Origin of the sequence: Streptomyces sp. NPDC002054 (assembly GCF_040296685.1) — a bacterium.
Classification (GTDB): Bacteria; Actinomycetota; Actinomycetes; order Streptomycetales; family Streptomycetaceae; genus Streptomyces.
In genome coordinates this window covers 1-22,160 of record NZ_JBEOXT010000063.1, presented here as the reverse complement: position 1 = coordinate 22,160, position 22,160 = coordinate 1, and the positions used below count along the sequence as shown (strand labels likewise).

Below are 22,160 nucleotides of genomic sequence, written 5' to 3'. Positions count from 1 at the left end.
CAGTGATTCTCATGGCCAAGCGCATCGACGTCTCCGGTCTCTCCGCCTTCTACGGCACCCACAAGGCCATCGACGACATCTCGATGACCGTGGAGCCCCGCTCCGTGACCGCCTTCATCGGCCCGTCCGGCTGCGGCAAGTCCACCTTCCTCCGCACCCTCAACCGCATGCACGAGGTCACCCCCGGTGGCCGCGTCGAGGGCAAGGTCCTCCTGGACGACGAGAACCTGTACGGCGCCGGCGTCGACCCGGTCGCGGTCCGCCGTACGGTCGGCATGGTCTTCCAGCGCCCGAACCCCTTCCCCACCATGTCGATCTTCGACAACGTGGCGGCGGGCCTGCGGCTGAACGGCAAGTTCAAGAAGAGCGAGCTCGAGAACATCGTCGAGAAGTCGCTCAAGGGCGCGAACCTCTGGAACGAGGTCAAGGACCGCCTGAACAAGCCCGGCTCCGGTCTCTCCGGCGGCCAGCAGCAGCGTCTGTGCATCGCCCGCGCCATTGCGGTCGAGCCGCAGGTCCTGCTGATGGACGAGCCCTGCTCGGCTCTGGACCCGATCTCCACCCTCGCCATCGAGGACCTGATCGGGGAGCTGAAGGAGCGCTTCACGATCGTCATCGTGACGCACAACATGCAGCAGGCGGCCCGTGTCTCGGACCGCACCGCGTTCTTCAACCTCGCGGCGGTCGGCCAGCCCGGCAAGCTGATCGAGATCGACGACACGGAGCGGATCTTCTCGAACCCGTCCATGCAGGCCACCGAGGACTACATCTCGGGCCGCTTCGGATAAAGAACGTCCTGCGGTGCTGCATGGCGGTGCCACCGCACGGCGAAAAGAAAAAGGGCCGGCTCCCCCTGGGTGGGGGGAGCCGGCCCACTTCTCGTCCCGCCCCCAGCCCGACAAAGGTCCGGGCCCCAGCCCGGCAGAGGTCCGGGGCCCAGCCCCGCAGATCCGGGCGCAGCCCGGCACGGAATTGGGCACAGGCCCGCGTCCGGTCCGGGGCGCAGCCCCGCGGGACCGGGCACGGCCCGGCAGGGGTCCGGGGCGCAGCCCCGGGAAACCGGGCCCAGCCCGCCGAGAGTCCGGGGCACAGCCCCACAGATCCGGGCACAGCCCGGCACGGAATCGGGCACAGGCCCGCGAGGGTCCGGTCTGGGGCGCAGCCCCGCCGAGGTCCTGGGCGCAGCCCCCGGAATCCGGGTGCAGCCCGGCAAGGATCAGGGGCGCAGCCCCCGGAAACCGGGCCCAGCCCGACAGGGGTCCGGGGCGTAGCCCCGCGGGACCTGGCCCAGCCCGGCAGAGGTTCGGGGCACAGCCCCGGGAATCCGGGCGCAGCCCGGGAGGGGTCCGGGGCCCAGCCCCGGGAAACCGGGCGCAGCCCGGCAAGGGTTCGGGGCGCAGCCCCCGGAATCCGGGCGCAGCCCGGCAGGGGTTCGGGGCGTAGCCCCGCGGGGCCGGGCGCAGCCTGGGCATCAGGGGCGCAGGCCAGGGGGACCGGGCTGGGGCCGGGGCTTGTTGCGCGGCGCTTTAGCCGAAGGCCAGGTTGACGATCCAGAAGCTCATCGCCGCCACCACCGCCGCCGCCGGCATCGTGATGAACCACCCCATGATGATGTTCTTGGCCACGCCCCACCGCACCGCGTTGATCCGCTTCGTCGCCCCCACACCCATGATCGCCGAGGTGATCACATGCGTCGTGGAGATCGGCGCGTGGAACAGGAACGCCGAGCCGAACATGATCGACGCCCCCGTCGTCTCCGCGGCGAAGCCCTGCGGCGGATCCAGCTCGATGATCTTCCGGCCCAGCGTCCGCATAATGCGCCAGCCGCCCGCGTACGTACCCAGCGAAAGCATCACCGCACAGGCGATCTTGACCCAGACCGGGATCGGCGCGCCCTCGGCCTCGACATCGGCGATGACCAGGGCCATCACCACGATGCCCATCGTCTTCTGCGCGTCCTGCAGACCATGGCCGAGGGCCATGCCCGCCGCAGACACCGTCTGGGCGATGCGGAAGCCGCGCTTGGCCTTGTGCGGGTTGGTCCGGCGGAACATCCACAGGATCGCGACCATCACCAGGTAGCCGACGATCAGACCGACGACCGGCGAGACGAACATCGGGATGATGACCTTGTCGATCACCCCGCTCCAGATCACCTCGGTGCCGCCGGCCAGCGCCGCACCCACCATGCCGCCGAACAGCGCGTGGGAGGACGAGGAGGGCAGTCCGAAGTACCAGGTGATCAGGTTCCAGACGATCGCACCGACCAGCGCCGCGAACAGGATCCACATGCCCGTGGCGCCGTGGGGCGTCTCGATCAGGCCTTCGCTGACCGTCTTCGCGACCCCGCTGCCCAGAAAGGCACCGGCAAGGTTCATGACGGCAGCCATCGCCAGGGCTGCCCGCGGGGTCAGCGCCCGCGTCGACACCGACGTGGCGATGGCGTTCGCAGAGTCGTGAAAACCGTTGGTATAGGTAAAGCCGAGCGCGACACCGATGGTCACGACCAGCGCAAAGGTGTCCACGTGGTTCAGGACTCCTTGACCGCGATGGTCTCCACCGTGTTCGCGACGTGCTCAAAGGCGTCGGCCGCCTCCTCGAGCACATCCACGATCTGCTTGAGCTTGAGGACCTCGATGGCGTCGTACTTGCCGTTGAACAGGTGCGCGAGCAGCTTCCGGTGGATCTGGTCCGCCTGGTTCTCCAGCCGGTTGACCTCGATCCAGTACTCGGTGAGGTTGTCCATGGTCCGCAGGTGCGGCATGGCCTCCGCGGTCAGCTCGGCCGCCCGGGCCAGCACCTCGATCTGCTGTTCGACGCCCTTGGGGAGCTCCTCCACGTTGTAGAGGACGACCAAGTCGACGGCCTCCTCCATGAAGTCCATGATGTCGTCGAGGGAGGACGCGAGGGAGTAGATGTCCTCACGGTCGAACGGCGTGATGAAGGAGGAGTTCAGCTGGTGGAAGATCGCGTGGGTCGCGTCGTCCCCCGCGTGCTCCGCCGCCCGCATCCGTTCTGCGATCTCGGCCCGTGCGGACGAGTCCGCCCCGAGCAGTTCCATCAGGAGCTTGGAGCCCGTGACGATGTTGTCCGCGGATGCGGCAAACATGTCGTAGAAGCTCGTCTCCCTGGGGGTCAGACGAAATCGCACGTGAGGTCCTCGGGGTGCATTGGATTCGGTCAGGCTGATGCTAGGCGCATCCTCCGGCCACGGCTAACCAGCGGTTCCCCAGTGTCCTCCATCAGGCAGAGTGAGGGGCACCGGCCCCGTGCCCGCACGGACGAAGCCCGGTATCCTATACCCATGAGGGGTATATCGCGCAGGTATGCCCCCCTCATCAGCGGACCACGGGAGGACGCATGACGACCACCGAGACCGAGCCCGCCGGCGTCCACGGCTATCACCACCAGAAGGACGAGCACCTCAAGCGGCTCCGCCGGATCGAGGGCCAGATCCGCGGCCTGCAGCGGCTCGTCGACGAGGACGTCTACTGCATCGACATACTCACCCAGGTCTCCGCCAGTACGAAGGCACTGCAGTCCTTCGCCCTGCAGCTGCTGGAGGAACACCTGCGGCACTGCGTCGCCGATGCGGCGGTCAAGGGCGGCGAGGAGATCGACGCCAAGGTGGAAGAGGCCACCAAAGCCATCGCCCGCCTGCTGCGCACCTGATCCGGGGCTGGAGGGCGGGGTCGGGGGCGGCGGCCCGGGCTCACCCCCAGCCGATACCGAGCAGCACCTCATCGATCCGGTCCTGGCTGAGCCGGTCCTCCAGCGCCGCGGACGCCGCGATGATCAGTTCTCCGCAGAGCTCGATCTCGGCGAGAGCCACGTGGTCCTGCACCATCGCACTGCCTGCGGGAGTCACGCGTGTCACCTCTCTCTGCCGGAACACACTGCCGGAACGGCTTCTCAGCGTAGGGAGGTCACGACTCCGCGCGCATGACACGGATGGACCATTTCCGGATACCCGGCCGTGGCCAGAACTAGTCGGCGATCCTCCCGGCGTAGATGTCCTCGCTCGCCGGCAGCACCACCTTCACCGGCGTCCCGAATCCGTACAGCAGCGTGGTGGAGGAGACATCGATCACGCCGTTGTTGACATAGCTGAACCGGAGGCGGACCTTCCGCAGCCGCCCGTCCTCGTCCAGGTACGCATCGAAGGGCACCGTGTCCTTGCTGAACCCTTTCGCCGCGGCCTCCAGTGCTCCCCGCAGCTGTGGGGAAGCCGTGCGCGCGGCCCGGCCGATGTCGGTGGTCCCGCGGTAGTGCCGCACCTTGGTGCCCGACAGTTCGGTCTCGCCGACGTACGTGACCCCGTCCGCGGCCCGCAGCAGCTCGGCCGCGGCCAGCGGGTCGGTGGCCCCGCCGGTGACCAGGTTCCCGTCCGCGAGGGCGGTGGTGTCCACCCGCACCCACTTGTCGGCGGGCACCCCGGCCCCCCGGTTCTTCATATAGAGGGCGCCGGGGGCGAGCAGTTCGGTGATCGGCCGGTGTCCCGGCTTCCCCGTGACGTCCGCGGGCAGCATCACCAGCAGCTGTCCCATCTGCTTCCGGAAGTCCACCCCGCCCTCGCCGCGGATGGTGACCCGGGTCCCGCCGGTGGCCATCTCCATCGCCGTCCGCGCCCGCGCGCTTCCGGTTCGGGCCAGTACGTCCGCGGCCCCGCGCACCGCTGCCGTGCCGTCGGCGGCCGGTGACGGATCGTCCGTCCCGCACCCGGACGCCGTCACCAGGGCCGCCAGTACGGCCAGGGACGCCGTGGAACCACGCCTGTGCCGGTGCACCACCATCGCCTGCCAACCCCCAACGCATAAACGCTGTTCGCCCGGGCCCCCACCCGTTCCGCTTAACGAGGGCCCGGGAAGGCCGTCACGGCCGCCGGGAGGACATGCATCACATCGGGAACCCCCCAAGGAGCCCGGGAACCGAGCGGCAGCCCGGTACCGTGGAGTCGTGGACTCGCACAGCCAAGCGCACCCCGCCCTTCCGCTTGCGGCCGTACCGACCTCCCGCGTCCCAGCGGCCCCGCATCCGACCGAGACCATCGAACGCGGCTCGTTCACGCTGGCCCGGTGCGGCTGCGGCTGGCGCGGCCCGGCCCGGCGATCCCGGGACAAGGCCCGCGAGGACGCCGCCGGGCACCCCGCGCCGGCCGACCTGAACCCGTAGGGCTCAGGCGGCCAGGTCGCTCTCCCGGCTGCTCGCCCGCGGCAGGTCCACCGCCTGGGCCGGCTCGCACCCCCGCGCCCGTACCAGCCACCCGACGCGCGGGGACATCGCGATCGCCCGCGCCAGCGGGGTGAGCAGGGCCATGGCGAGGGGCGCGAGCAGCAGCACCACGGCCGTGCCCAGCGCCAGCCCGCCGACGACATCGGTGGGGTAGTGCACACCCATGTAGACGCGGCAGAACCCTTCCAGCAGGGCGATGCCGATCCCGATGAACCCGAGCTTGCGGTGGGCGATGAACAGGCCGACGCCGAGGGCCATCGCCAGCGTGGCGTGATCGCTCACAAAGGAGAAGTCGGTCGTGCCCTGCGTCAGCACTTCCACCTCGCCGTACTGCCGGAAGGGCCGGGGGCGGCCGACGAACTGACGCAGCGGAATGTTGAGGAGCAGTGCGATCCCGGCGGCGAGCGGGGTCCAGACGAGCGCGGCGAATCCCTCCGCGGCAGCCGGCGTGGACAGCTTCCTGATGCCGCGCCAGCACCAGAGCACGAGCAGCACCAGGACCAGCAACAGCCCGTACTCACCGGTGAAGCCGATGATCCGGTCGAACCAGCCCGGGGTTTCCTGGGCCAGGCCGTTGATCTGGTACAGCAGGCTTACATCCACGTTCGGCCCACCGGCCGTGAGTCCAGCCATGGCGATGTGGCCCCTTGCCCTTTGCTTGGTCCCCTGCGGACGCACCCCTGTGTGCGCCCTTTCGCCCCCCGGTGTTCAACCGGCGATCTTCCCCCGCGCTCATGGAACGCCCGTTCTGGCGCGGACGTTCCACCCTCCACCGAATGATCACTCCAACGTTATCCAAGAGAGACTCATCGTCGCAGCTCAGGGCCTTGGCTTTACGGAGTGTTGCCGGCGGCACGGTGATCGGGCAGCGCCTCCGCGCCGGCCTTCGTGACGCGGGTGGCACCGAAGTAGTCCGGGGTGTCGATCTTGTCGAACCGGATCACCGCGCCGGTGAACGGGGCGTTGATCATGTACCCGCCGCCGACATACAGCCCGACGTGCCGAATTGCCCGAGAGTTCGTCAGATCATCGGAGAAGAACACCAGGTCCCCGGGCAGCAGTTCATTCCGTGCGGGATGCTCCCCGGCGTTGTACTGGTCGTTGGCCACCCGCGGCAGCCTGATCCCCACGGTCTCGTACGCGGCCTGCGTCAACCCGGAGCAGTCGAACCGCCCGTTGTCCTCGACCCCGCCCTCGCCACCCCACAAGTAGGGCGTGCCGAGCTGCTTCTGCGCGAAGTAGATGGCCCCGGCGGCCTGCTGAGAGGGCGCGACCCGCCCAACGGGCGCGGCAAAGCTCTTCTCCAGACTCCGGATGGTCTTCACATAGCCCTGGGTCTCCCTGATGGACGGCACCCCGCCCGCCTTGATCACCCGGTAGGGCCCGGCGTTGTACGCGGCCAGCATGTTGTTCACCACGTCCCCGGGCACGTCCCTGACGTCCTTGGCGAGGGCACAGTCATAGGTGGCCGCAGAGGGAATGGCGTCGTTGGGGTCCCAGATGTCCCGGTCCCCGTCCCCGTCGCCGTCGACCCCGTACATGGCCCAGGTGCCCGGGATGAACTGGGCGATGCCCCGCGCATCGGCGTGGCTGACCGCGTTCGGTTTCCAGCCGCTCTCCTGGTACAGCTGGGCGGCCAGCAGCGCCGGGTTGAGGGCCGGACACAGGTTGCCCCACTTCTGCACCAACGGCTGATAGGCGGCCGGCACGGCCCCCTTGGCGAGGTTCACCGCCCGCCCGCCGGCCCCGGTCATCATGCCCGCAGCCGCCGAGTACGTCCCGACGACGAGCAGCACGACGAAGCTCAGGCACAGCCCGATTCCGATCCCGCCGGCCATCCAGAACTTGCGCACGAATCAACCCTGCCCTATCGAACGGGTGCTGACAGCCCATTCGCCGCTCTGTGTCGCGGCTACTTCACCGGGAAGCCGGAACAGTGGATGGTGCTGTGCTCCTTCACGCCCTTGACGTGGAAGAACAACACGGTCCAATTGCCGGGGTCGTTGGTGACCGGCACCGCCTTGTCGGAATGGGCGACGCCCTTGTTGTCCGTGTACCGGTGGGCGAAGTCGTCGGGATAGGTGAGCACGGCCTCGCCACCGTCGTCCGCGGCCTTCGCCGCCAGGTCCACCGGCTCGCTGGTGAAGCCGATGCCCCGGTTGATCTCCGGGAATCCCGGGTCGGGCCGCCCGGTGTCCCTGTCGAGCTCGTGCGGGGACTTGACGCCGACCGAGACCCAATAAGGGGTGGTCTCCGTGTGGTACGGCTTGAGGCGCAGTCTGATCTTCAGCTTGCCCGTCACCGAGTTGGCCGTCGGCGAGACGTCCACGGCCTCCATGGAGGAGGTCAGGAACTTCGAGGACTCCTGGGGTGCCAGGCTGCAGCTCCCGTCGTTGGCCGTGGAACCCGTCCAGAAGTCCAATGAGGGATTGGTCTGTTCGATGTGGCTCGGTACACCGCCCCCACCGGGCTGGGCGGGTTGAGCGGGTGCGGAGCCCGACGGCCCGGGGGTGCCCGGCCCCGGGGACTGCGTACCGCCCCCCTTGGCCTGGGCGCCGTCCTTCTTGTCCGCCTGGTTCTGCAGCAGGACGTACCCGCCCACCGCCCCCGGCAGCACCAGCATCGCCCCGATGCCCGCGATCGCCCACCGGCTCAGCCTCCGCCGGCCCGTCGGCGGGGCCGGGGGCATCGGGGGCGCGGGGACGTACGTCGGGGCGTCGGCCGGCGCGTACGTCGGCACATAGGTCGGGGTGTACCCGCCCGCCGCGCCCACCGCGCCCGCCGTCGTCGCCTGCCCAGGGAACTTCGGCGCCTCCCCGGTCGCCGCCAGCCCCGCATACACCGGGTCGTCCACCAGCGCCGAGTCCACCGCGCACCGCCGGATCACCTCGGCCGGTGCCGGCCGGTCCGCCGGGTCCTTCGCCACGCACGCCTCGATCAGCGCGGCCAGCCCCGGTTCCACCCCGGCCACGTCGATCTCGCCGTGCACGGCCCGGAAGCTGACGCCCGCCGATTCGCCCGTTCCGTACGGCGCCCGCCCGGTCGCCGCGTACGCGATGGTCGCCCCCAGGGCGAACACGTCGGCGGCAGCCGCCACCTCGTTGCGCAGCAGCACCTCGGGGGCGGTGTAGCCGGGCGTGCCGGGGGCGAGGCCGTCCTGGGTCAGGGCGGTCTGGGTGGTGCCCTTGGCGATGCCGAAGTCGATCAGCTGGGGGCCCTGCGCGCCCAGGATCACGTTCTGCGGCTTCAGGTCCCGGTGCGTCACCCCGTACGCGTGGACGCTCGCCAGCCCCTCCGCCAGCGCGGCGAACAGCTTCCGGCAGGTCTCGGCCGGCAAGGCGCCCTGCCGGCCGACGGCGTGAGCGAGCGTCGGCCCGGCCACGTACTCGGTCGCCAGCCAGAACGGCGGCGCCGCCAGCGAGGCGTCGATCAGGTTCGCCGTGTAGGCGGAGCGGACCGCCCGCACGGTCTCCGCCTCGCGGCGGAACCTCGCCAGCGCCTCCGGATGCCCGGTGATCTCGTCGCGGATCACCTTGACCGCGACCAGCCGCCCACCCGGCGACCTCGCGAGATACACCTGCCCCATGCCCCCGGCCCCCAGCCGGGCCAGCAGCGCGTGCGCGCCGATGTGTGTCGGGTCGGTGTCTCTCAGGGCCTCCATTCGCACGAGCTTGCCACACGGACTCCGGTGCCCTCAGCGGGGGTTGACGGTGAAACAGCACCCCGGGAGGGGCGGGCTAGGCCGGCGCCCGGTCCGCGAGCACCGCGTCCAGCATCCGGCGGCTCACCGCGGTGAGTTCGGCCAGGTCGGCGGCCGGCCGGGTCCGCGCCATCGCGCCCGCCAGGCGGTCGTAGAGGAGGCCGTCCGCCCAGGCGGCCAGCAGGTCGGCGGACTCCTCGGGCCGGGCGGCGCCCAGCGTCGCGAGGACGGCCGCCGCGCGGGCGCGGGCGGTGAGGCCCGCCCGGTGGAGGGCCGCCGCGAGTTCCGGCGTGCGCGCCGCCTCAAGGCTGAGCTCGTAGTGGGCGAGCCGGCGCTCGCGGCCCGTGGTCAGCCAGCGGTACAGCAGCCCGGCGAGCGCCGCCGCGGCCTCCTCCCGCGAGGCCGAAGGCGGGAACTCCGCATCGGCCAGGTCCCGTTCCACCAGGCAGGCACAGCACGCACCGATCAGCAGGAGGAATGCCTCATGCCCACACCTCACGCGGTGGTGGCCGGCGCCGGAATCGGCGGGCTTACCGCCGCCATCGCCCTGCACCGCCGCGGCTGGCGCGTCACCGTCTGCGAACGCGCCCCCGAACCCCCCGCCACCGGCGCCGGCATCGGCCTCGCCCCCAACGCCCTGCGCGCCCTCCAGGCCATCGGCGTCGACGCTGCCCACGCCGCCGGCAGCGCCGTACCGGCCACCATGGGCCTGCGCCGCTCCGACGGCCGCTGGCTCACCCGGACCGACACCGCGGACATGGCGGCCCGGTACGGCATGGCCCCGATCGCCGTCCCGCGCCCGGCCTTCACCGCCGCCCTGGCAGCGGCCCTGCCGCCGGGCACCCTCCGCTACGGCACCGCCGTGACCGCCGTCGACGACGCCGCGGGCCGCCCGGTGGTCCGTACGGCAGCCGGCCCGGACCTCCCGGCCGATCTGGTCGTCGCCGCCGACGGCATCCACAGCCCGCTGCGCCGCGCGCACTTCCCCGCCCACCCCGGCCTGCACTACATCGGCGAAACCGCCTGGCGCGCCCTCCTGGACGTGCCGGACCTCCGCATCCCCGCCATGCACGAGACCTGGGGGCGGGGCGAGCGCTTCGGCGTGACCCCGCTCTCCGACGGCCGGGTGTACCTCTACGCCACCGCAGTCGTCCCGGCCGGCACCCGGTCCGCCGACCCGCGCGCGGAACTCCGCCGCCGCTTCGGCGCCTGGCACGACCCGATCCCGGCCCTGCTGGAGCGCATCGACCGGCTCGACCCCGCCGACGTCCTCCAGAACGACCTCTACGACCTGGCCGCCCCGCTGCCCCGGCTGCACCACGGCCGGATCGCCTGGCTCGGCGACGCCGCCCACGCCATGGCACCCAACCTCGGCCAGGGCGGCTGCCAGGCCATCGAGGACGCGGCCGTCCTCGCCCATCTGATGCCCGCCGACGCCAGCGACGCCAGCGACCCCGACGGCATCCCGGCCGCCCTCGCCGCGTACTCGGCCGCCCGCCGCGACCGCACCGACGCCGTGCGCCTGCGCGCCCGCCGGATCGGCAGGCTGGGGGCCCTCCGGCATCCCCTCGCGGTCGCCGTCCGCGACCTCACGGTCCGCGCCGTCCCGGACCGGCTGGCCCTGCGCGGCGCGGACGACCTCTTCAACGGCTTCCGCCTCCCGGGACCGGCGGCCCCGGCGAGGTAAGGGGATCCGGGTCGCTCAGCGCGGTGCGACGTACAGGCTCTGGGCCCCGCGCCCGATGGGCCCCTTCTCGTCGTGCAGGACCGAGTCCGCCAGACCGATGCCGGCCGGGTCCACACTCGTACGGGCCTGAACGCACACCCACTCGCCCGCCGGGTGCCGGTGCAGATGGACCGTCAGGTCGCTGTTGACGAAGACGAAGCTGCGGATGTCCAGCACCGCGCTGACCCCGTTGCCGGAGTCCGCCGCCACCAGCACCCGGTCGGCCGGCCTCGGCTCGTCCCCCGCGATCAGCGGCAGCTTCATCCGCATCCAGCAGCTGCCCGGCCCGGGCTCCAGGAAGGCCCCGTCCGTGAACCGGGTCTCCATGGCCGTGTGATAGCCGATGTCCCACGGCACCGGGAAGAACGGGGTGACCCCGACCTCCCCCGGCGGCGGCAGCAGCGGCCCCGACAGCACCGCCGGCACCGCGTCCGCCGCCACCCGCACCCGCAGGGCCCGCGCCAGCATCACCGGCGCGTCCGCGCCCTCCGGAGTGAGCGCCGCCTCGATCACCTCGGTGCTGCGGCCGGCCCGCAGCACCGAGGTGGTCACCGCCAGCCCGCCGATCGGCACCGGACGCAGGATCTCGTACGTGATGCGGGCGATCCGCATGTCCGTACGGGCCCCCGGGCGCTCCTCGACCGCCCGGCCGAGCAGCGCGGCGGGCGGGCCGGCGTGCTGCGCCCCCGGATCCCAGGGACCCCGGGTGTACTCGGTGGCGGCGAACCGCCCGGCATCGATCCGTTCGTAAAACGCGTCGACCGCGTCGGCCACTCCACCAGTCCCCATGTCCCGCACGCTACCGACAGGTAACCGCGGGCACCAGACCGTCAGCGGGCGAATCCCAGGCTCACCCCGAGCCCCACCAGCACCGACCCGATGGCCCGGTTCAGCGCCTTCTGCGCCTTCAGCATCCGGTCCCGCAGCCGGGAGTCGGAGAAGAACAGCGCCACCGCACCGAACCAGCCCAGGTGCGCCACCGACATGAACAGCCCGTACCCGGCCTGCTGCCAGGCCGGCGTGCCCGGGTTCACCACCTGGGTGAAGGTGGACACGACGAACAGCGTGGTCTTCGGGTTCAGCACATTGGTCAGGAAGCCCGAGCGCATCGCCCCCAGCGGGGTGAGCGCCGCCTTCGACTCCAGGTCGACGGCCACCTCGGCGCGCGCCCGGAAGGTCCGGATGCCGATGTAGACCAGATAGGCGGCGCCGGCCAGCTTGATGGCGGTGAACAGCTCGGTGGAGGAGGCGATCAGCAGGCCCACACCGAGCATCGTGTACGAGACGTGCACCAGCACTCCGGCGGCGACCCCGGCCGCCGCGAAGAGGCCGGTGGGCCGGCCGTACAGATAGCTGTTCCGTACGACCATGGCGAAATCGGCGCCGGGACTGATCACGGCGAGAAGGGTGATGACGGCAACTGCGATCACTTCAGTCATGAAGGGATGCTGACCTCCGCACCGGTATCGATCAAGAGGGGGGCGCCCCCGCGAAGCGAGACAATGGACCCCATGTCCGCCGCCCTGCCCCAGCCCCAGTCCCAGTCCCAGCGCCAGCCCCTGCCGCTGCCCCTGCTGAAAGCCGACTGCACCGACTGCTTCGCGCTGTGCTGCGTCGCCCTGCCCTTCGCCCGGTCCGCCGACTTCGCCGTCGACAAGGCCGCCGGCGCCCCCTGCCGGAACCTCCGGGAGGACTTCCGCTGCGGCATCCACACCGGGCTGCGCGACAAGGGCTTCCAGGGCTGCACCGTCTTCGACTGCTTCGGCGCCGGCCAGCAGGTCTCCCAGGTCACTTTCGGCGGCCGGGACTGGCGCAGCCACCCCGGCACGGCCCGCGCCATGTTCGAGGTGTTCCCCGTGATGCGGCAGCTCCACGAACTGCTCTTCTACGTCGACCAGGCCCTGGCCCTCCCCGCCGCCCGGCCGGTCCACGCCGATCTGCGCCGCATCCTCGCCGAGACCGAGGAGCTGACCCGCGCCGACGCCGACACCCTCGCCGCGGCCGATGTGCCCGCCCTGCGGGCCGGGATCAACACCCTGCTCCTCAAGACCAGCGAACTGGTCCGCGCCAAGGTGCCGGGCAAGAAGAAGAACCACCGGGGCGCCGACCTGATGGGCGCCCGGCTGGCCGGAGCCGACCTCCGGGGCGCCAACCTGCGCGGCGCCTACCTGATCGCCGCCGACCTCACCCGGGCCGACCTGCGCACCGCCGACCTGATCGGCGCCGACTTCCGCGATGCCGACCTCGGCGGCGCCGACCTCACCGACAGCATCTTCCTCACCCAGGCCCAGCTCAACGCCGCCCGCGGCACCGCCGCCACCCGCATCCCGCCCGGCCTCGACCGTCCCGCGCACTGGACGGCGTAACCGACGGTGCCGCGCCCGGCTCGTGCTCCGGGCGCGGCACCGACGGGGTCCGGGGGCCTCAGGGCTTGGCCAGCGCGGTCCAGCCGGACGGGCAGGACAGCGCGTACGTGCAGTAGTTCTCGTACACATCGCCGCCCGTGGTCAGCACCTTCACGTACACGATCCGCCCCTCGGTGCTGACGGACACGCTGCACGCCTCCTTGGGGAACCCGGGGTTCTGGTACGTGGTCAGGTCCCGCCACGTGTACTGGCCGACCGGGGCCACGCTGCGCCGCCCGAGGTACGCCTTCCCCTTGCTCAGCACGGCGCTGAACTCCACATCGCCCTCGCCCTCGGTCGAGTCGATGTCCGCGCAGGGCCCGGGCGGACCGGCCGGACCCCGCTCGCCCCTGGGCCCCTTCGGGCCGCGCGGGCCCCGGCAGCCACCGCTGTTGTTGTTCTCCGGCCCCGCCTTGGCCCGCTTCACGGCCTTCCCGGCCTTGGCCCCCTTCACCGACTTCGCCGGCTTGTCGGCCCGGGTCGTGTCACACGAGCCGTGATTGCTGCTCGGGCTGAGGTCGGCGGCCATCGCGGGCGCCGAGAACCCCGCGAGCGCGAGCACCAGCGGCAGCGCGACCCCACTCGCCAGCCAGGCGCGCCGGCCGACCCTCGATGCGGAACCCATCCGTTTGCTCCTTGCGTCGTACGACGTACCGAACGCCGTGGAGCATCTCCCGCAACGCGGCGCACGGATGGAACGACTGACGGAATGTCGGACCTATGTCAGCGGGTTGGTCCAATGACACGCCGTCCCACTGCGCCGAACGGCCGTCCCCCGACCGAGCGCGCGCCGGGACCGACCGTCATTGCCCGCCGTCACACCCCGTGATACACAGAGTGACGGAACGTGAGCGACTGTGCCCAGTCTGCGAGATCAGGTAAAGAGAGCCGCCAAGTCGACATACGGCGGCGGTTTCATCAGCGAAGATAGTGCGTGACCCCTGCCGGTCCGGGCACGGGGGGATGGAACTACCCATACAGGGGCGGTGAGTTACATGATCCTGGCAGCCGAAAAGGGCGATATCACCACCATCATCGGCGGAATCGCCCCGAATTGGGGCCCGTTCGGCAGTCTCGGCAATGAAGCGAAGGTCATGATCGAGGTGGTCATGGCCGTGGCGATCCTCCTCTGCCTCGGCATCGCCATCTGGGGCGCGGCCAAGCAGCGCATCGGCGCGACCGCGCTCCGCGACACGTTCAGCGCGGAACAGGGCAAGGGCCTGATTGTGGCCGGACTCACGGGAGTCTTCATCATCGGCTCACTCGGCACGCTGTTCACCATCGTCTACGGCATGGCTGTCTAGGCCGTTCCGCCGAGCCGAGCCTGCCCGTTTCCGCCCGCTGAGGTTGCGCTGCCTGATGACGACTCACCACACGCTACCGTCGTACGACGCGGAGGGGGCGGATACGGAATGACCGAGGACCAGTACGGTGCCGGCGGTTCGGTGGGCGGCACGGGCCAGACCCGCACCCGCCTCCCGGACTCCCCGTCCGACCCCTACGGCACCCCCCGCCGCCCGGCGCGGTCCTCACGCGGCCTGGTCACGGTGGTGGGGGTGGTGGTCCTGCTGATCGCAGCCATCGCGTTCGCGAACCAGAACGACGACACCCCGTCCGGCCCCACCGACACGGAAAACCCCCCGACGGCCTCATCCACGGCCCCGTCGGGGGTCCGCCCGGTGGACGGCAAGAACGGCGGCATCCCGACGGGCTTCGCCCAGACGGAACAGGGCGCGCAGTCCGCTGCCGCGAACTATGCGGTCGTACTGGGTTCTGACGGCATGTTCAACACTGCTCAACGGCACGCCATCGTCGGCGCCGTGGCGGACGACAGCACACGCGAGAAGCTGCAGGCAGGGTTCGACGCCGACTATTCCGCCGATCTGCTGTCCCAGATCGGCCTCACGAAAGACGGGCTCGCCCCGGCAGGGGCAACGTTCGTCAGCCGGACCGTGCCGGCCGGCACGAAGGTGCAGAACCTCTCCGGCGACGCCGCCGCTGTCGACGTCTGGTGCATCGGCATGTTCGGCCTGACCGGGGAGAAGTCCATCCGCCCGGTGACCAGCAGCTGGTTCACCATCTCGATGACGCTCAAGTGGAACGGCGCCGACTGGAAAGTCATCGAGACGGCCCAGAAGGACGGCCCCACTCCCGTGACCGGAGACAACCCCGTGTCCACCTCCGACGAAATTGCCGGAGCGGTCGAGCAGTACGGAGGGTTCACCTATGCCCGGTAGCCCCCGCCCCCGCTTCCCCGGCATCGTGGCCGCGCTCGCAGCCCTCCAGGCTGCGGCCGTGCTGTTCGCCACGCGCGCGGCGGCCGCACCCACCCCCTCCCCCACGCCCACACCCACGCCGAGCAAGGACCCGTGCTCGCTCATTGCCGGGCCGGCACGGCAGTACTGCGAACGCGGCGAACGCCAACCCGGCGGCGCCACCCAGCCCGGCCTCGGCGGGCCCGCCGATCCCGCCACCGCGCTCGACCCGCTCGCCGCCCTGGCGAAAGGCTGCGCCGACGCCGCCGTCTGGATCGTCACCGAGCTCAGCAAAATCGTCAAAGGCACCTCCGACGTCGACTTCAGCGACGACGGCTTCCTCAAGCACTACGCCATCGTCTTCGCCGCCTCCACCATCCTCACCCTCGTCATCTGGCTCCTCGCCGTCGCCAAACGCGCCATCCGCGGAGTCCCCTTCGCCACCGCCATGTCCGAAGCCGTCGGCTTCCTCTGGCTGACCGTCCTCGCCTCCGCCTTCACCCCGCTCGTCCTCCACGTCGTCGTCAACGCAACCGACGGCGTCTCCGAGACCATCGCCTCCGCCACCGGCAACCAGAGCGACGTATTCTTCGGCTCCTTCATCGAAGCCCTCAAGAAGGGCGACGGCATCGGCGGCGGTCCGATCATGCTGATCGTCGTCTCCCTCGTCACGATCCTCGCCGCCGGCGTCCTCGCCCTCGAACTCGTCATCCGGGCCGCCCTCCTCTACGTCGGCGCCCTCCTCGGCGTCGTCGTCTACGCCGGGCTGGTCGACCGGAACCTCTGGGGCCACGTCCGCCGCTGGGCCGGCATCATGATCGCCGTCATCCTCGTGAAGCCGGTCATCGTCATCGTCCTCGGCCTCGCGGGCGCCCTCGCCGGCAAGAACGGCCCCAACTCCTTCTCCGCCGTCGTCTCCGGCCTCGCCATCATCCTGCTCGCGATCTTCGCCTCCGCGATGATCTACCGCTTCGTCCCCGGCTTCGGCGACGAGATCGCCACCGCCCGCAGCAACCGCAAGCAGGCCACCGACGGAGCCCAGGCCGCCGCCGTCATCAGCTCCCCGGCCTCCCTCGTCTCCCAGGGCATCAAGACCCACAGCAGCCGCAGCGGCGGCGGTGGCGCCCACCGCGCCGACGGCGGCAGCACCCCCGCCCCCGCCCACCAGATCTCCGGAGGCGTGGCCGCCCACAGCAGCCGCACCCCCGGCGCCGGGTCCGGCGGCGGATCCGCCCCCTCCGCCGCACCCCCGCCCCGCCAGCAGAGCACGAGCACGAGGAACACAGGAGGTGACGGGCGTTGACGACCCAGTCCCACCAGATCCACCCGGTCGCGCCCCGCCGTACGTATCTCATCGGCCGGGCCCGGCCGAACGCGATCGTCGGCAAGAACCGCGAGACCGGCGAGATCGCCCTGATCATCGCCGGGGCCTTCCTCGGCATGATGAGCGGACTGCTCGTCCCCGCCCTCACCCTGCGCATCGTCAGCCTCGTCGGCTTCCCGATGCTCGCGCTCGCCGCCGTCTACGTCCCCTACCGCGGTCGCACCTTCTACAAGTGGTTCGAGATCAACCGCAGCTTCAAGCGCACCCTGCGCCGCGGTACGACCTACCGTTCGTCCGCCATGGAAGCCGGCACCCGCGCCGCCGACGGCCGCGAGATCGAGGTCGGCCCGCCCCCCGGCATCGGCCGGATCAGCTGGCTCGCCGCCCCCTTCGGCCCCGACGAGATCGCCGTACTCCTGCACGCCGACCGGAGAACCGTCACAGCGGCCATCGAGATCGAGGGCCCCGGCGTCGGCCTGCGCGACAGCGAGGACCAGGAGGCCCTGGTCGACCGGTTCGGCACCCTCCTCAAGCACGTCGCCAACGGCGACGGCTTCGTCACCCGCCTGCAGATGCTCGCCCGCACCCTGCCCGCCGACCCCGACGCCCACGCCAAGGACGTCGCCCAGCGCGGCGACACCCGCGCCCCCGGCTGGCTCGTCGACTCCTACGACCAGCTCCAGTCGATGGTGTCCACGTCCTCCGAGCAGCACCGCGCGTACCTCGTCGCCTGCATGCACTACACCCGCGAGCTCGCCGCCGAGGCGCACACCATCGCCCGCGCCTCCCACGACCGCAAGGGCCGCCGGCTCGACAAGGACTCCGGGCTCGCCGTGGTCATGGCCCGCGAGCTCACCGACATCTGCGCCCGCCTCGCCGAGGCCGACATCCGCGTCCGCCAGCCCCTCGGCCAGGGCCGGCTCGCCTCCCTCGTGCACTCCATGTACGACCCGGACCACCCCATCGACCACATCCAGGCCATGACCAAGCGGAACGCCTGGCCCGCCGAACTGGACGCGATGGAACCCACCTACCTCCAGGCCAAGACCCGCGAGTCCGCCACCCGCGCCCCCTGGTGCCACGCCACCGCCTGGGTGAAGGAATGGCCGATGACCCCGGTGGGCGTCAACTTCCTCGCCCCGCTGCTGGTCCACACCCCGGACGTGATCCGGACCGTCGCCGTCACCATGGACCTCGAACCCACCGAGGTCGCCATCGAGCGCATGCTCACGGAGAAGACCAACGACGAGGCCGACGCCTCCCGCGCCGCCAAGATGAACCGGACCGTCGACCCCCGCGACATCGCCGCGCACGGCCGGCTCGACCAGAGGGGTGAAGATCTCGCCAGCGGTGCGGCCGGAGTCAACCTGGTCGGGTACATCACCGTGTCCTCGCGTTCGCCCGAAGCCCTCGCCCGCGACAAGCGGACGATCCGCGCCTCGGCCGGCAAGTCGTACCTGAAGCTGGAATGGTGCGACCGCGAGCACCACCGTGCCTTCGTCAACACCTTGCCGTTCGCCACCGGCATCCGACGCTAGCTGGAGGGCAGTGCAGCATGCGAGATCCGCTGTCCGCCGTGACGGACGCCTTCACCAGCTTCCTCTTCGGGAAGGTCGAGACCACCCGGCTGCCCGTCCGCACCTCCACCGGCCAGGCCCAGGCCGTCTACCTGCCCACCGCCGCCCCCGGCCTCGGTGACTCGGGCGTCATCATCGGCCGCGAGGTGTACAGCGGCAAGGGCTACATCTACGACCCCTTCCAGCTGTACGGCCAGCAGCTGCCGGCCCCGCACTGGCTGGTCCTCGGCGAGTCCGGCAACGGCAAGTCCGCGCTGGAGAAAACGTACGTACTGCGCCAGCTCCGGTTCCGCGACCGCCAGGTCGTCGTACTCGACGCACAGGGCGAGGACGGCGTCGGCGAGTGGAACCTGATCGCCCAGCAGCTGGGAATAACCCCCATCCGGCTCGACCCGGTGGCCGCCCTCGACGGCGGCATCAAGCTGAACCCGCTCGACCCGGCCATCACCACGACCGGCCAGCTGGCCCTCCTCCGCACCATCATCGAGGTGGCCACCGGCCACGGCCTGGACGAGCGGGCCGGCTTCGCGCTCAAGGTCGCCCACGCCTTCGTCAACGACACCATCACCGACCGGCAGCCGGTCCTGACGGACATCGTCGAGCAACTCCGCCACCCGGAGGCCGAATCCGCGGAGTCGATGAACGTCGGCATAGACGACGTACGGGCCTGGGGCCTGGACGTGGCCCTGGTGCTGGACCGGCTGGTCGACGGCGACCTGCGCGGTATGTTCGACGGCCCGACCTCGGTCGGCATCGACCTCGACGCCCCGCTGATCGTCTTCGACCTCTCGCACATCGACCGCAACTCCATCGCCATGCCCATCCTGATGGCGATCGTCGGCGTGTGGCTGGAACACACCTGGATCCGCCCCGACCGGAAGAAGCGCATCTTCCTGGTCGAGGAGGCCTGGCACATCATCAACAGCCCCTTCGTGGCCCAGCTGTTCCAGCGGCTCCTGAAGTTCGGCCGCCGCCTCGGCCTGTCCTTCGTCGCCGTCGTCCACCACCTCTCGGACGTGGTCGACGGAGCGGCGGCCCGGGAGGCGGCGGCGATCCTGAAGATGGCCTCCACCCGCACCATCTACGCCCAGAAGGCCGACGAGGCGCGGGCGACCGGGCGGGTCCTCGGCCTGCCCCGGTGGGCCGTGGAGATCATCCCGACCCTGACCCCCGGTATCGCGGTCTGGGACGTCAACGGCAATGTGCAGGTGGTCAAACACCTGATCACCGAGGCCGAACGGCCGCTGGTCTACACGGACCGGGCCATGACGGAGTCCTCGACCCCGGCACGCCTCCCCGAGGAGTTGCTGGCGGCCGAGCTGGAGGCGGAGGAAAGAGCCATGTACATCGAACGGCACCGCAACGGCGGGGCCGGGACGACGGTCGCCTGACGTGCCCGGCGAGATGCCGCAGCCCCGGCCCGCAGCCCGCGGAGTCCCGGACTCCCTCCTCGTCGGCCTGCTGGCCTTCCTGCTGGGCCTCGCGGTCCTCGTCTGGACCTCGACCGGCCTCGCCGCCCTGTTCTCGCACGGCGCCTGGCCGGGCACGGTCACCTTCACCCGTACGCCGACGGCGGTCCGGCAGCTGATAGCGCAGCCGCACAATCTGGCTGCCGCCTGGCCGGACACCGACCCGGTGGCCCTGTCGGGCTGGGGCCTGTTCTGGGGGCTGTTCATCAGCCAGCTGCTGGTGCTGTTCGTCTTCACGGTGTTCGGAATCGGCGTCGTCGCCCGCACCAAGGCGAGACGGGCCCTGGCCCGCCAGGCCGCGCTCGAGGCAAAGCTGCGGCCGGAGCCCGAGGCTCAGCCGGCGGCGGACCCCGCCCCGGCGGCGAAGACTCTGGCTGCACCTCCGGTTCCGGCCGGTCCGGCTCCGGCTACAGCTCCGGCCGGTCCGACTCTGGCCGTCCCGGAACCGCGGCCGGAGCCGGAGCCGGCCGGACCCGTACCCCGGGCCGCTCCAGCCCCGACCCCGCAACCGGCCGCCGCACACGGCGGCTACGCACCTGCCGGCGCGCCCCGCGCCACGGCCCCGCTCGCCGAGCCGGCCCCCCGGCTCCGCTACGGCACCCCGGCCGAGCGGTACGAGGCGGCTGCCTCCGCGATCGCGGAGGCCGAGGGCCCGGCCCTGATCGTGACCTCCTCCCCCACCTTGTGGTCGGAGACCAAGGACGCCCGGGCCAAGCTGGGCCCGGTACTGCTCTACGACCCGTCGCACCTCTGCGACACCCCGGCCCGGCTGCACTGGAACCCGGCCGAGGAGTGCGCCGACCGGGACACCGCCGCGGCCCGCGCGATCGCGCTGCTGGCCCCCGTACGGCCGCAGGCCCGGATGGACGCGGCCGTGGCCGACACCGCGGAAACGCTCCTGCGCAGCTGGCTGCACGCGGCGGCCCTGGACGGCCGCCCGTTCAAGCAGATCCACCGCTGGGCCCAGGGCTCGGGCTCGCACGACCCGGTGCGCATCCTCCGTACCCACCCCAAGGCGGCCCCAGGCGCGGCCGGCGAGCTGGAGAGCGCCCTGACGGCCCATCCGGAACGCCGCGAGATCGCGCACGAGCTCACCGCCCGCGCCCTCTCCTCGCTCAGCTCGATCCACATCCGCGAGTCCTGCACTCCGCATCGAACAGATTCGCTGTCCCTCGCATCATTCATGGCCGAGGGGGGCAGCCTGTACCTGGTGGGTGAGCCCCTCGAGGACCCCCGCACCCACCCGGGTGCGATGCCCTTGCTGACCGCACTCGCTTCCAGCGTGGTCGAGCACGGCCGCCGCATGGCCGCACGGTCATCCCACGGTCGGCTCGACCCACCACTGGCGCTGATCCTGGACGACGTCGCCGCAGTCGCCCCGATCCCCCAGCTCCCGGAGCTGCTGACGGACCAGGCCCTGCCCCTCCTGGCCACCTGCCGCAGCCGCGAACAGGCCCGCTCCCGCTGGCCGGAGGCCACCGCCCTGCCGGACCCCCAGGCGCGGAGGTAGTCAGGGCCTGCTGCCTGGCGTCAGCCAGGCAGCTGTTCCGGCCGCGGGACGGCGTACTCCAGCTCCTGCGCCGACGGATCCCCCGGCATGGGCACAACCTCCCCGGTCGGGGCGAACCCCACCCGCCGGTAGAACGCGGCGGCCCGGTCGTTCCGCTCGTGCACGTACGGCCGTGCGAGGTGCAGGTCATATCTCCCCCACGCGGGGGAGACCGGTTTACCTCCGGCGGGCGATCCGCCGGCCCGGGGGCGGCTGCCATCTTCGGATGATGAGCACTCTCACCGACCTCCCGTCCGCACGGCGTGGACTGCGCGCCGCCTGGACCGCCGCCCACACCCCGGCCGCCGGGGTTCCCCGCTGGGCGAGGAACCTCGCCTACACCGTCCCGTTGCTGGTGCTGCCGTCCGGTCTCTGGCGGATCGTCACCGTCCTCTTCTTCGGTGAAGGCCGGGACCAGGGCGGGGGACAGCTGCCGTCCTGGTTACCGATCGAGCTGTACGTGGTCCTGCTGTCCGTCGTCTCCGAGCTGGTGGCCTTCACCGCGGTCGGACTGGTCGCCACCTGGGGCGAGGTCTTCCCGCGCTGGATACCGGGCCTGGGCGGGCGGAGAGTGCCGATCTCGGCTGCCGTCGTCCCGGCCGCCTTCGGCACCCTGGTCCTGACAGCCATGTGGACCACGATCGGCCTCGCCACCGAAATCGCCGGCACCACCGTTCAGGGCGACCCGCTTCCGGACGACTATCCCGGTCTGGGGCACGGCTGGAGCCAGGCTGCGTTCTATGGCACGTACGCCCCGCTGGTGCTGTGGGGGCCGGCGCTCGGCGTGCTCACCGTCGCGTACTGGAAGCGCCGGCAGAAAGGCCGGTAAACGCAGAAAAGCCCCGCACCATGACTGGTGCGGGGCTTTCCCACAATGATTGTTCGGCGGCGTCCTACTCTCCCACAGGGTCCCCCCTGCAGTA

General features: G+C 71.3%; 23 protein-coding genes. 12 read left to right on the top strand and 11 right to left on the bottom strand.

Annotated features, from left to right (window positions below):
• The first annotated feature begins 11 nt into the window (after positions 1 to 11).
• Positions 12 to 788, top strand: coding sequence for a phosphate ABC transporter ATP-binding protein PstB (gene pstB, locus ABT123_RS35730; protein WP_351322434.1), 777 nt, complete (start codon positions 12 to 14; stop codon positions 786 to 788).
• A 738-nt stretch (positions 789 to 1,526) separates the two neighbouring features.
• Here the strand turns inward: pstB and ABT123_RS35725 are convergent.
• Both ABT123_RS35725 and ABT123_RS35720 read right to left on the bottom strand, forming a co-directional pair.
• Complete coding sequence (locus ABT123_RS35725; RefSeq protein ID WP_351322432.1) at positions 1,527 to 2,525, bottom strand: inorganic phosphate transporter; 999 nt, start codon at positions 2,523 to 2,525, stop codon at positions 1,527 to 1,529.
• Between the two features lie 5 nt (positions 2,526 to 2,530).
• On the bottom strand, positions 2,531 to 3,151 hold the full coding sequence (locus tag ABT123_RS35720) for a DUF47 domain-containing protein (protein WP_028797706.1): 621 nt from the start codon (positions 3,149 to 3,151) through the stop codon (positions 2,531 to 2,533).
• 209 nt (positions 3,152 to 3,360) lie between these two features.
• On the opposite strand from ABT123_RS35720, the gene ABT123_RS35715 reads away from it, so the two are divergent.
• Positions 3,361 to 3,672 (top strand): metal-sensitive transcriptional regulator, encoded by a 312-nt coding sequence (locus ABT123_RS35715; protein WP_351322430.1) that lies wholly within the window; start codon positions 3,361 to 3,363, stop codon positions 3,670 to 3,672.
• 40 nt (positions 3,673 to 3,712) lie between these two features.
• On the opposite strand, the gene ABT123_RS35710 is transcribed toward ABT123_RS35715, so the two are convergent.
• Together ABT123_RS35710 and ABT123_RS35705 are read right to left on the bottom strand one after the other, a co-directional pair.
• On the bottom strand, positions 3,713 to 3,868 hold the full coding sequence (locus tag ABT123_RS35710) for a hypothetical protein (protein ID WP_351322451.1): 156 nt from the start codon (positions 3,866 to 3,868) through the stop codon (positions 3,713 to 3,715).
• 118 nt (positions 3,869 to 3,986) lie between these two features.
• On the bottom strand, positions 3,987 to 4,793 hold the full coding sequence (locus tag ABT123_RS35705; protein WP_351322428.1) for an SCO4651 family lipoprotein: 807 nt from the start codon (positions 4,791 to 4,793) through the stop codon (positions 3,987 to 3,989).
• A 163-nt stretch (positions 4,794 to 4,956) separates the two neighbouring features.
• On the opposite strand from ABT123_RS35705, the gene ABT123_RS35700 reads away from it, so the two are divergent.
• Positions 4,957 to 5,172, top strand: coding sequence for a hypothetical protein (locus ABT123_RS35700; RefSeq protein ID WP_351322426.1), 216 nt, complete (start codon positions 4,957 to 4,959; stop codon positions 5,170 to 5,172).
• Between the two features lie 3 nt (positions 5,173 to 5,175).
• Here the strand turns inward: ABT123_RS35700 and ABT123_RS35695 are convergent, their stop codons facing one another.
• The 4 genes from ABT123_RS35695 to ABT123_RS35680 all read right to left on the bottom strand — a co-directional run bounded on the left by ABT123_RS35695 (position 5,176) and on the right by ABT123_RS35680 (position 9,374).
• Complete coding sequence (locus ABT123_RS35695; RefSeq protein ID WP_351322424.1) at positions 5,176 to 5,865, bottom strand: phosphatase PAP2 family protein; 690 nt, start codon at positions 5,863 to 5,865, stop codon at positions 5,176 to 5,178.
• A 200-nt stretch (positions 5,866 to 6,065) separates the two neighbouring features.
• The gene (locus ABT123_RS35690; RefSeq protein WP_351322449.1) at positions 6,066 to 7,070 is read right to left on the bottom strand and encodes a C40 family peptidase; all 1,005 of its coding nucleotides are present in this window, start codon (positions 7,068 to 7,070) and stop codon (positions 6,066 to 6,068) included.
• A gap of 74 nt (positions 7,071 to 7,144) precedes the next feature.
• Positions 7,145 to 8,893 carry a serine/threonine-protein kinase gene (locus tag ABT123_RS35685; protein ID WP_351322422.1) on the bottom strand — a complete coding sequence of 583 codons (1,749 nt, stop codon included), beginning with the start codon at positions 8,891 to 8,893 and terminating at the stop codon, positions 7,145 to 7,147.
• Between the two features lie 76 nt (positions 8,894 to 8,969).
• Positions 8,970 to 9,374 carry a hypothetical protein gene (locus tag ABT123_RS35680; protein ID WP_351322420.1) on the bottom strand — a complete coding sequence of 135 codons (405 nt, stop codon included), beginning with the start codon at positions 9,372 to 9,374 and terminating at the stop codon, positions 8,970 to 8,972.
• A 42-nt stretch (positions 9,375 to 9,416) separates the two neighbouring features.
• On the opposite strand from ABT123_RS35680, the gene ABT123_RS35675 reads away from it, so the two are divergent.
• On the top strand, positions 9,417 to 10,619 hold the full coding sequence (locus ABT123_RS35675; protein WP_351322418.1) for an FAD-dependent monooxygenase: 1,203 nt from the start codon (positions 9,417 to 9,419) through the stop codon (positions 10,617 to 10,619).
• A gap of 15 nt (positions 10,620 to 10,634) precedes the next feature.
• Here ABT123_RS35675 and ABT123_RS35670 read toward each other — a convergent pair whose 3' ends face one another.
• Both ABT123_RS35670 and ABT123_RS35665 read right to left on the bottom strand, forming a co-directional pair.
• On the bottom strand, positions 10,635 to 11,447 hold the full coding sequence (locus ABT123_RS35670) for a thioesterase family protein (protein WP_351322416.1): 813 nt from the start codon (positions 11,445 to 11,447) through the stop codon (positions 10,635 to 10,637).
• Positions 11,448 to 11,488: 41 nt separating this feature from the next.
• Positions 11,489 to 12,097, bottom strand: coding sequence for a LysE family translocator (locus ABT123_RS35665; RefSeq protein WP_351322414.1), 609 nt, complete (start codon positions 12,095 to 12,097; stop codon positions 11,489 to 11,491).
• Positions 12,098 to 12,169: 72 nt separating this feature from the next.
• On the opposite strand from ABT123_RS35665, the gene ABT123_RS35660 reads away from it, so the two are divergent.
• Positions 12,170 to 13,024 (top strand): pentapeptide repeat-containing protein, encoded by an 855-nt coding sequence (locus ABT123_RS35660; protein ID WP_351322412.1) that lies wholly within the window; start codon positions 12,170 to 12,172, stop codon positions 13,022 to 13,024.
• A 58-nt stretch (positions 13,025 to 13,082) separates the two neighbouring features.
• Here ABT123_RS35660 and ABT123_RS35655 read toward each other — a convergent pair whose 3' ends face one another.
• Positions 13,083 to 13,688, bottom strand: a complete 606-nt coding sequence (locus tag ABT123_RS35655; RefSeq protein WP_351322410.1) for a hypothetical protein — start codon at positions 13,686 to 13,688, stop codon at positions 13,083 to 13,085.
• Positions 13,689 to 14,058: 370 nt separating this feature from the next.
• Between ABT123_RS35655 and ABT123_RS35650 the strand changes: the two genes are divergently transcribed.
• The 7 genes from ABT123_RS35650 (at position 14,059) to ABT123_RS35615 (ending at position 22,066) form a co-directional block, all read left to right on the top strand.
• The gene (locus ABT123_RS35650) at positions 14,059 to 14,367 is read left to right on the top strand and encodes a DUF8827 family protein (protein ID WP_008742356.1); all 309 of its coding nucleotides are present in this window, start codon (positions 14,059 to 14,061) and stop codon (positions 14,365 to 14,367) included.
• Between the two features lie 108 nt (positions 14,368 to 14,475).
• Positions 14,476 to 15,300 carry a DUF8175 domain-containg protein gene (locus tag ABT123_RS35645; protein ID WP_351322408.1) on the top strand — a complete coding sequence of 275 codons (825 nt, stop codon included), beginning with the start codon at positions 14,476 to 14,478 and terminating at the stop codon, positions 15,298 to 15,300.
• A complete protein-coding gene (locus tag ABT123_RS35640) occupies positions 15,290 to 16,621 on the top strand; it encodes a hypothetical protein (RefSeq protein ID WP_351322406.1) in 1,332 nt (443 codons plus the stop codon). The genes ABT123_RS35645 and ABT123_RS35640 overlap by 11 nt, the downstream gene beginning before the upstream one ends.
• Complete coding sequence (locus tag ABT123_RS35635) at positions 16,618 to 18,180, top strand: SCO6880 family protein (protein WP_351322404.1); 1,563 nt, start codon at positions 16,618 to 16,620, stop codon at positions 18,178 to 18,180. The genes ABT123_RS35640 and ABT123_RS35635 overlap by 4 nt, the downstream gene beginning before the upstream one ends.
• Positions 18,181 to 18,197: 17 nt before the next feature.
• Positions 18,198 to 19,610, top strand: a complete 1,413-nt coding sequence (locus ABT123_RS35630) for an ATP-binding protein (protein ID WP_351322402.1) — start codon at positions 18,198 to 18,200, stop codon at positions 19,608 to 19,610.
• A gap of 13 nt (positions 19,611 to 19,623) precedes the next feature.
• A complete protein-coding gene (locus ABT123_RS35625; RefSeq protein WP_351322446.1) occupies positions 19,624 to 21,198 on the top strand; it encodes a P-loop NTPase family protein in 1,575 nt (524 codons plus the stop codon).
• A gap of 268 nt (positions 21,199 to 21,466) precedes the next feature.
• The gene (locus tag ABT123_RS35615; RefSeq protein ID WP_351322400.1) at positions 21,467 to 22,066 is read left to right on the top strand and encodes a hypothetical protein; all 600 of its coding nucleotides are present in this window, start codon (positions 21,467 to 21,469) and stop codon (positions 22,064 to 22,066) included.
• Positions 22,067 to 22,160 lie beyond the last annotated feature (94 nt).

Excerpts from the sequence above, each read along its gene's own strand:
- ABT123_RS35630 (WP_351322402.1), top strand. The coding sequence starts at position 18,198 with ATGCGAGATCCGCTGTCCGCCGTGACGGACGCCTTCACCAGCTTCCTC.
- ABT123_RS35655 (WP_351322410.1), bottom strand. The coding sequence starts at position 13,688 with ATGGGTTCCGCATCGAGGGTCGGCCGGCGCGCCTGGCTGGCGAGTGGG.
- ABT123_RS35625 (WP_351322446.1), top strand. The coding sequence starts at position 19,624 with ATGCCGCAGCCCCGGCCCGCAGCCCGCGGAGTCCCGGACTCCCTCCTC.
- ABT123_RS35695 (WP_351322424.1), bottom strand. The coding sequence starts at position 5,865 with ATGGCTGGACTCACGGCCGGTGGGCCGAACGTGGATGTAAGCCTGCTG.
- ABT123_RS35715 (WP_351322430.1), top strand. The coding sequence starts at position 3,361 with ATGACGACCACCGAGACCGAGCCCGCCGGCGTCCACGGCTATCACCAC.
- ABT123_RS35675 (WP_351322418.1), top strand. The coding sequence starts at position 9,417 with ATGCCCACACCTCACGCGGTGGTGGCCGGCGCCGGAATCGGCGGGCTT.
- pstB (WP_351322434.1), top strand. The coding sequence starts at position 12 with ATGGCCAAGCGCATCGACGTCTCCGGTCTCTCCGCCTTCTACGGCACC.
- ABT123_RS35685 (WP_351322422.1), bottom strand. The coding sequence starts at position 8,893 with ATGGAGGCCCTGAGAGACACCGACCCGACACACATCGGCGCGCACGCG.
- ABT123_RS35615 (WP_351322400.1), top strand. The coding sequence starts at position 21,467 with ATGAGCACTCTCACCGACCTCCCGTCCGCACGGCGTGGACTGCGCGCC.
- ABT123_RS35660 (WP_351322412.1), top strand. The coding sequence starts at position 12,170 with ATGTCCGCCGCCCTGCCCCAGCCCCAGTCCCAGTCCCAGCGCCAGCCC.
- ABT123_RS35670 (WP_351322416.1), bottom strand. The coding sequence starts at position 11,447 with ATGGGGACTGGTGGAGTGGCCGACGCGGTCGACGCGTTTTACGAACGG.
- ABT123_RS35640 (WP_351322406.1), top strand. The coding sequence starts at position 15,290 with ATGCCCGGTAGCCCCCGCCCCCGCTTCCCCGGCATCGTGGCCGCGCTC.
- ABT123_RS35650 (WP_008742356.1), top strand. The coding sequence starts at position 14,059 with ATGATCCTGGCAGCCGAAAAGGGCGATATCACCACCATCATCGGCGGA.
- ABT123_RS35645 (WP_351322408.1), top strand. The coding sequence starts at position 14,476 with ATGACCGAGGACCAGTACGGTGCCGGCGGTTCGGTGGGCGGCACGGGC.
- ABT123_RS35665 (WP_351322414.1), bottom strand. The coding sequence starts at position 12,097 with ATGACTGAAGTGATCGCAGTTGCCGTCATCACCCTTCTCGCCGTGATC.
- ABT123_RS35690 (WP_351322449.1), bottom strand. The coding sequence starts at position 7,070 with ATGGCCGGCGGGATCGGAATCGGGCTGTGCCTGAGCTTCGTCGTGCTG.
- ABT123_RS35705 (WP_351322428.1), bottom strand. The coding sequence starts at position 4,793 with ATGGTGGTGCACCGGCACAGGCGTGGTTCCACGGCGTCCCTGGCCGTA.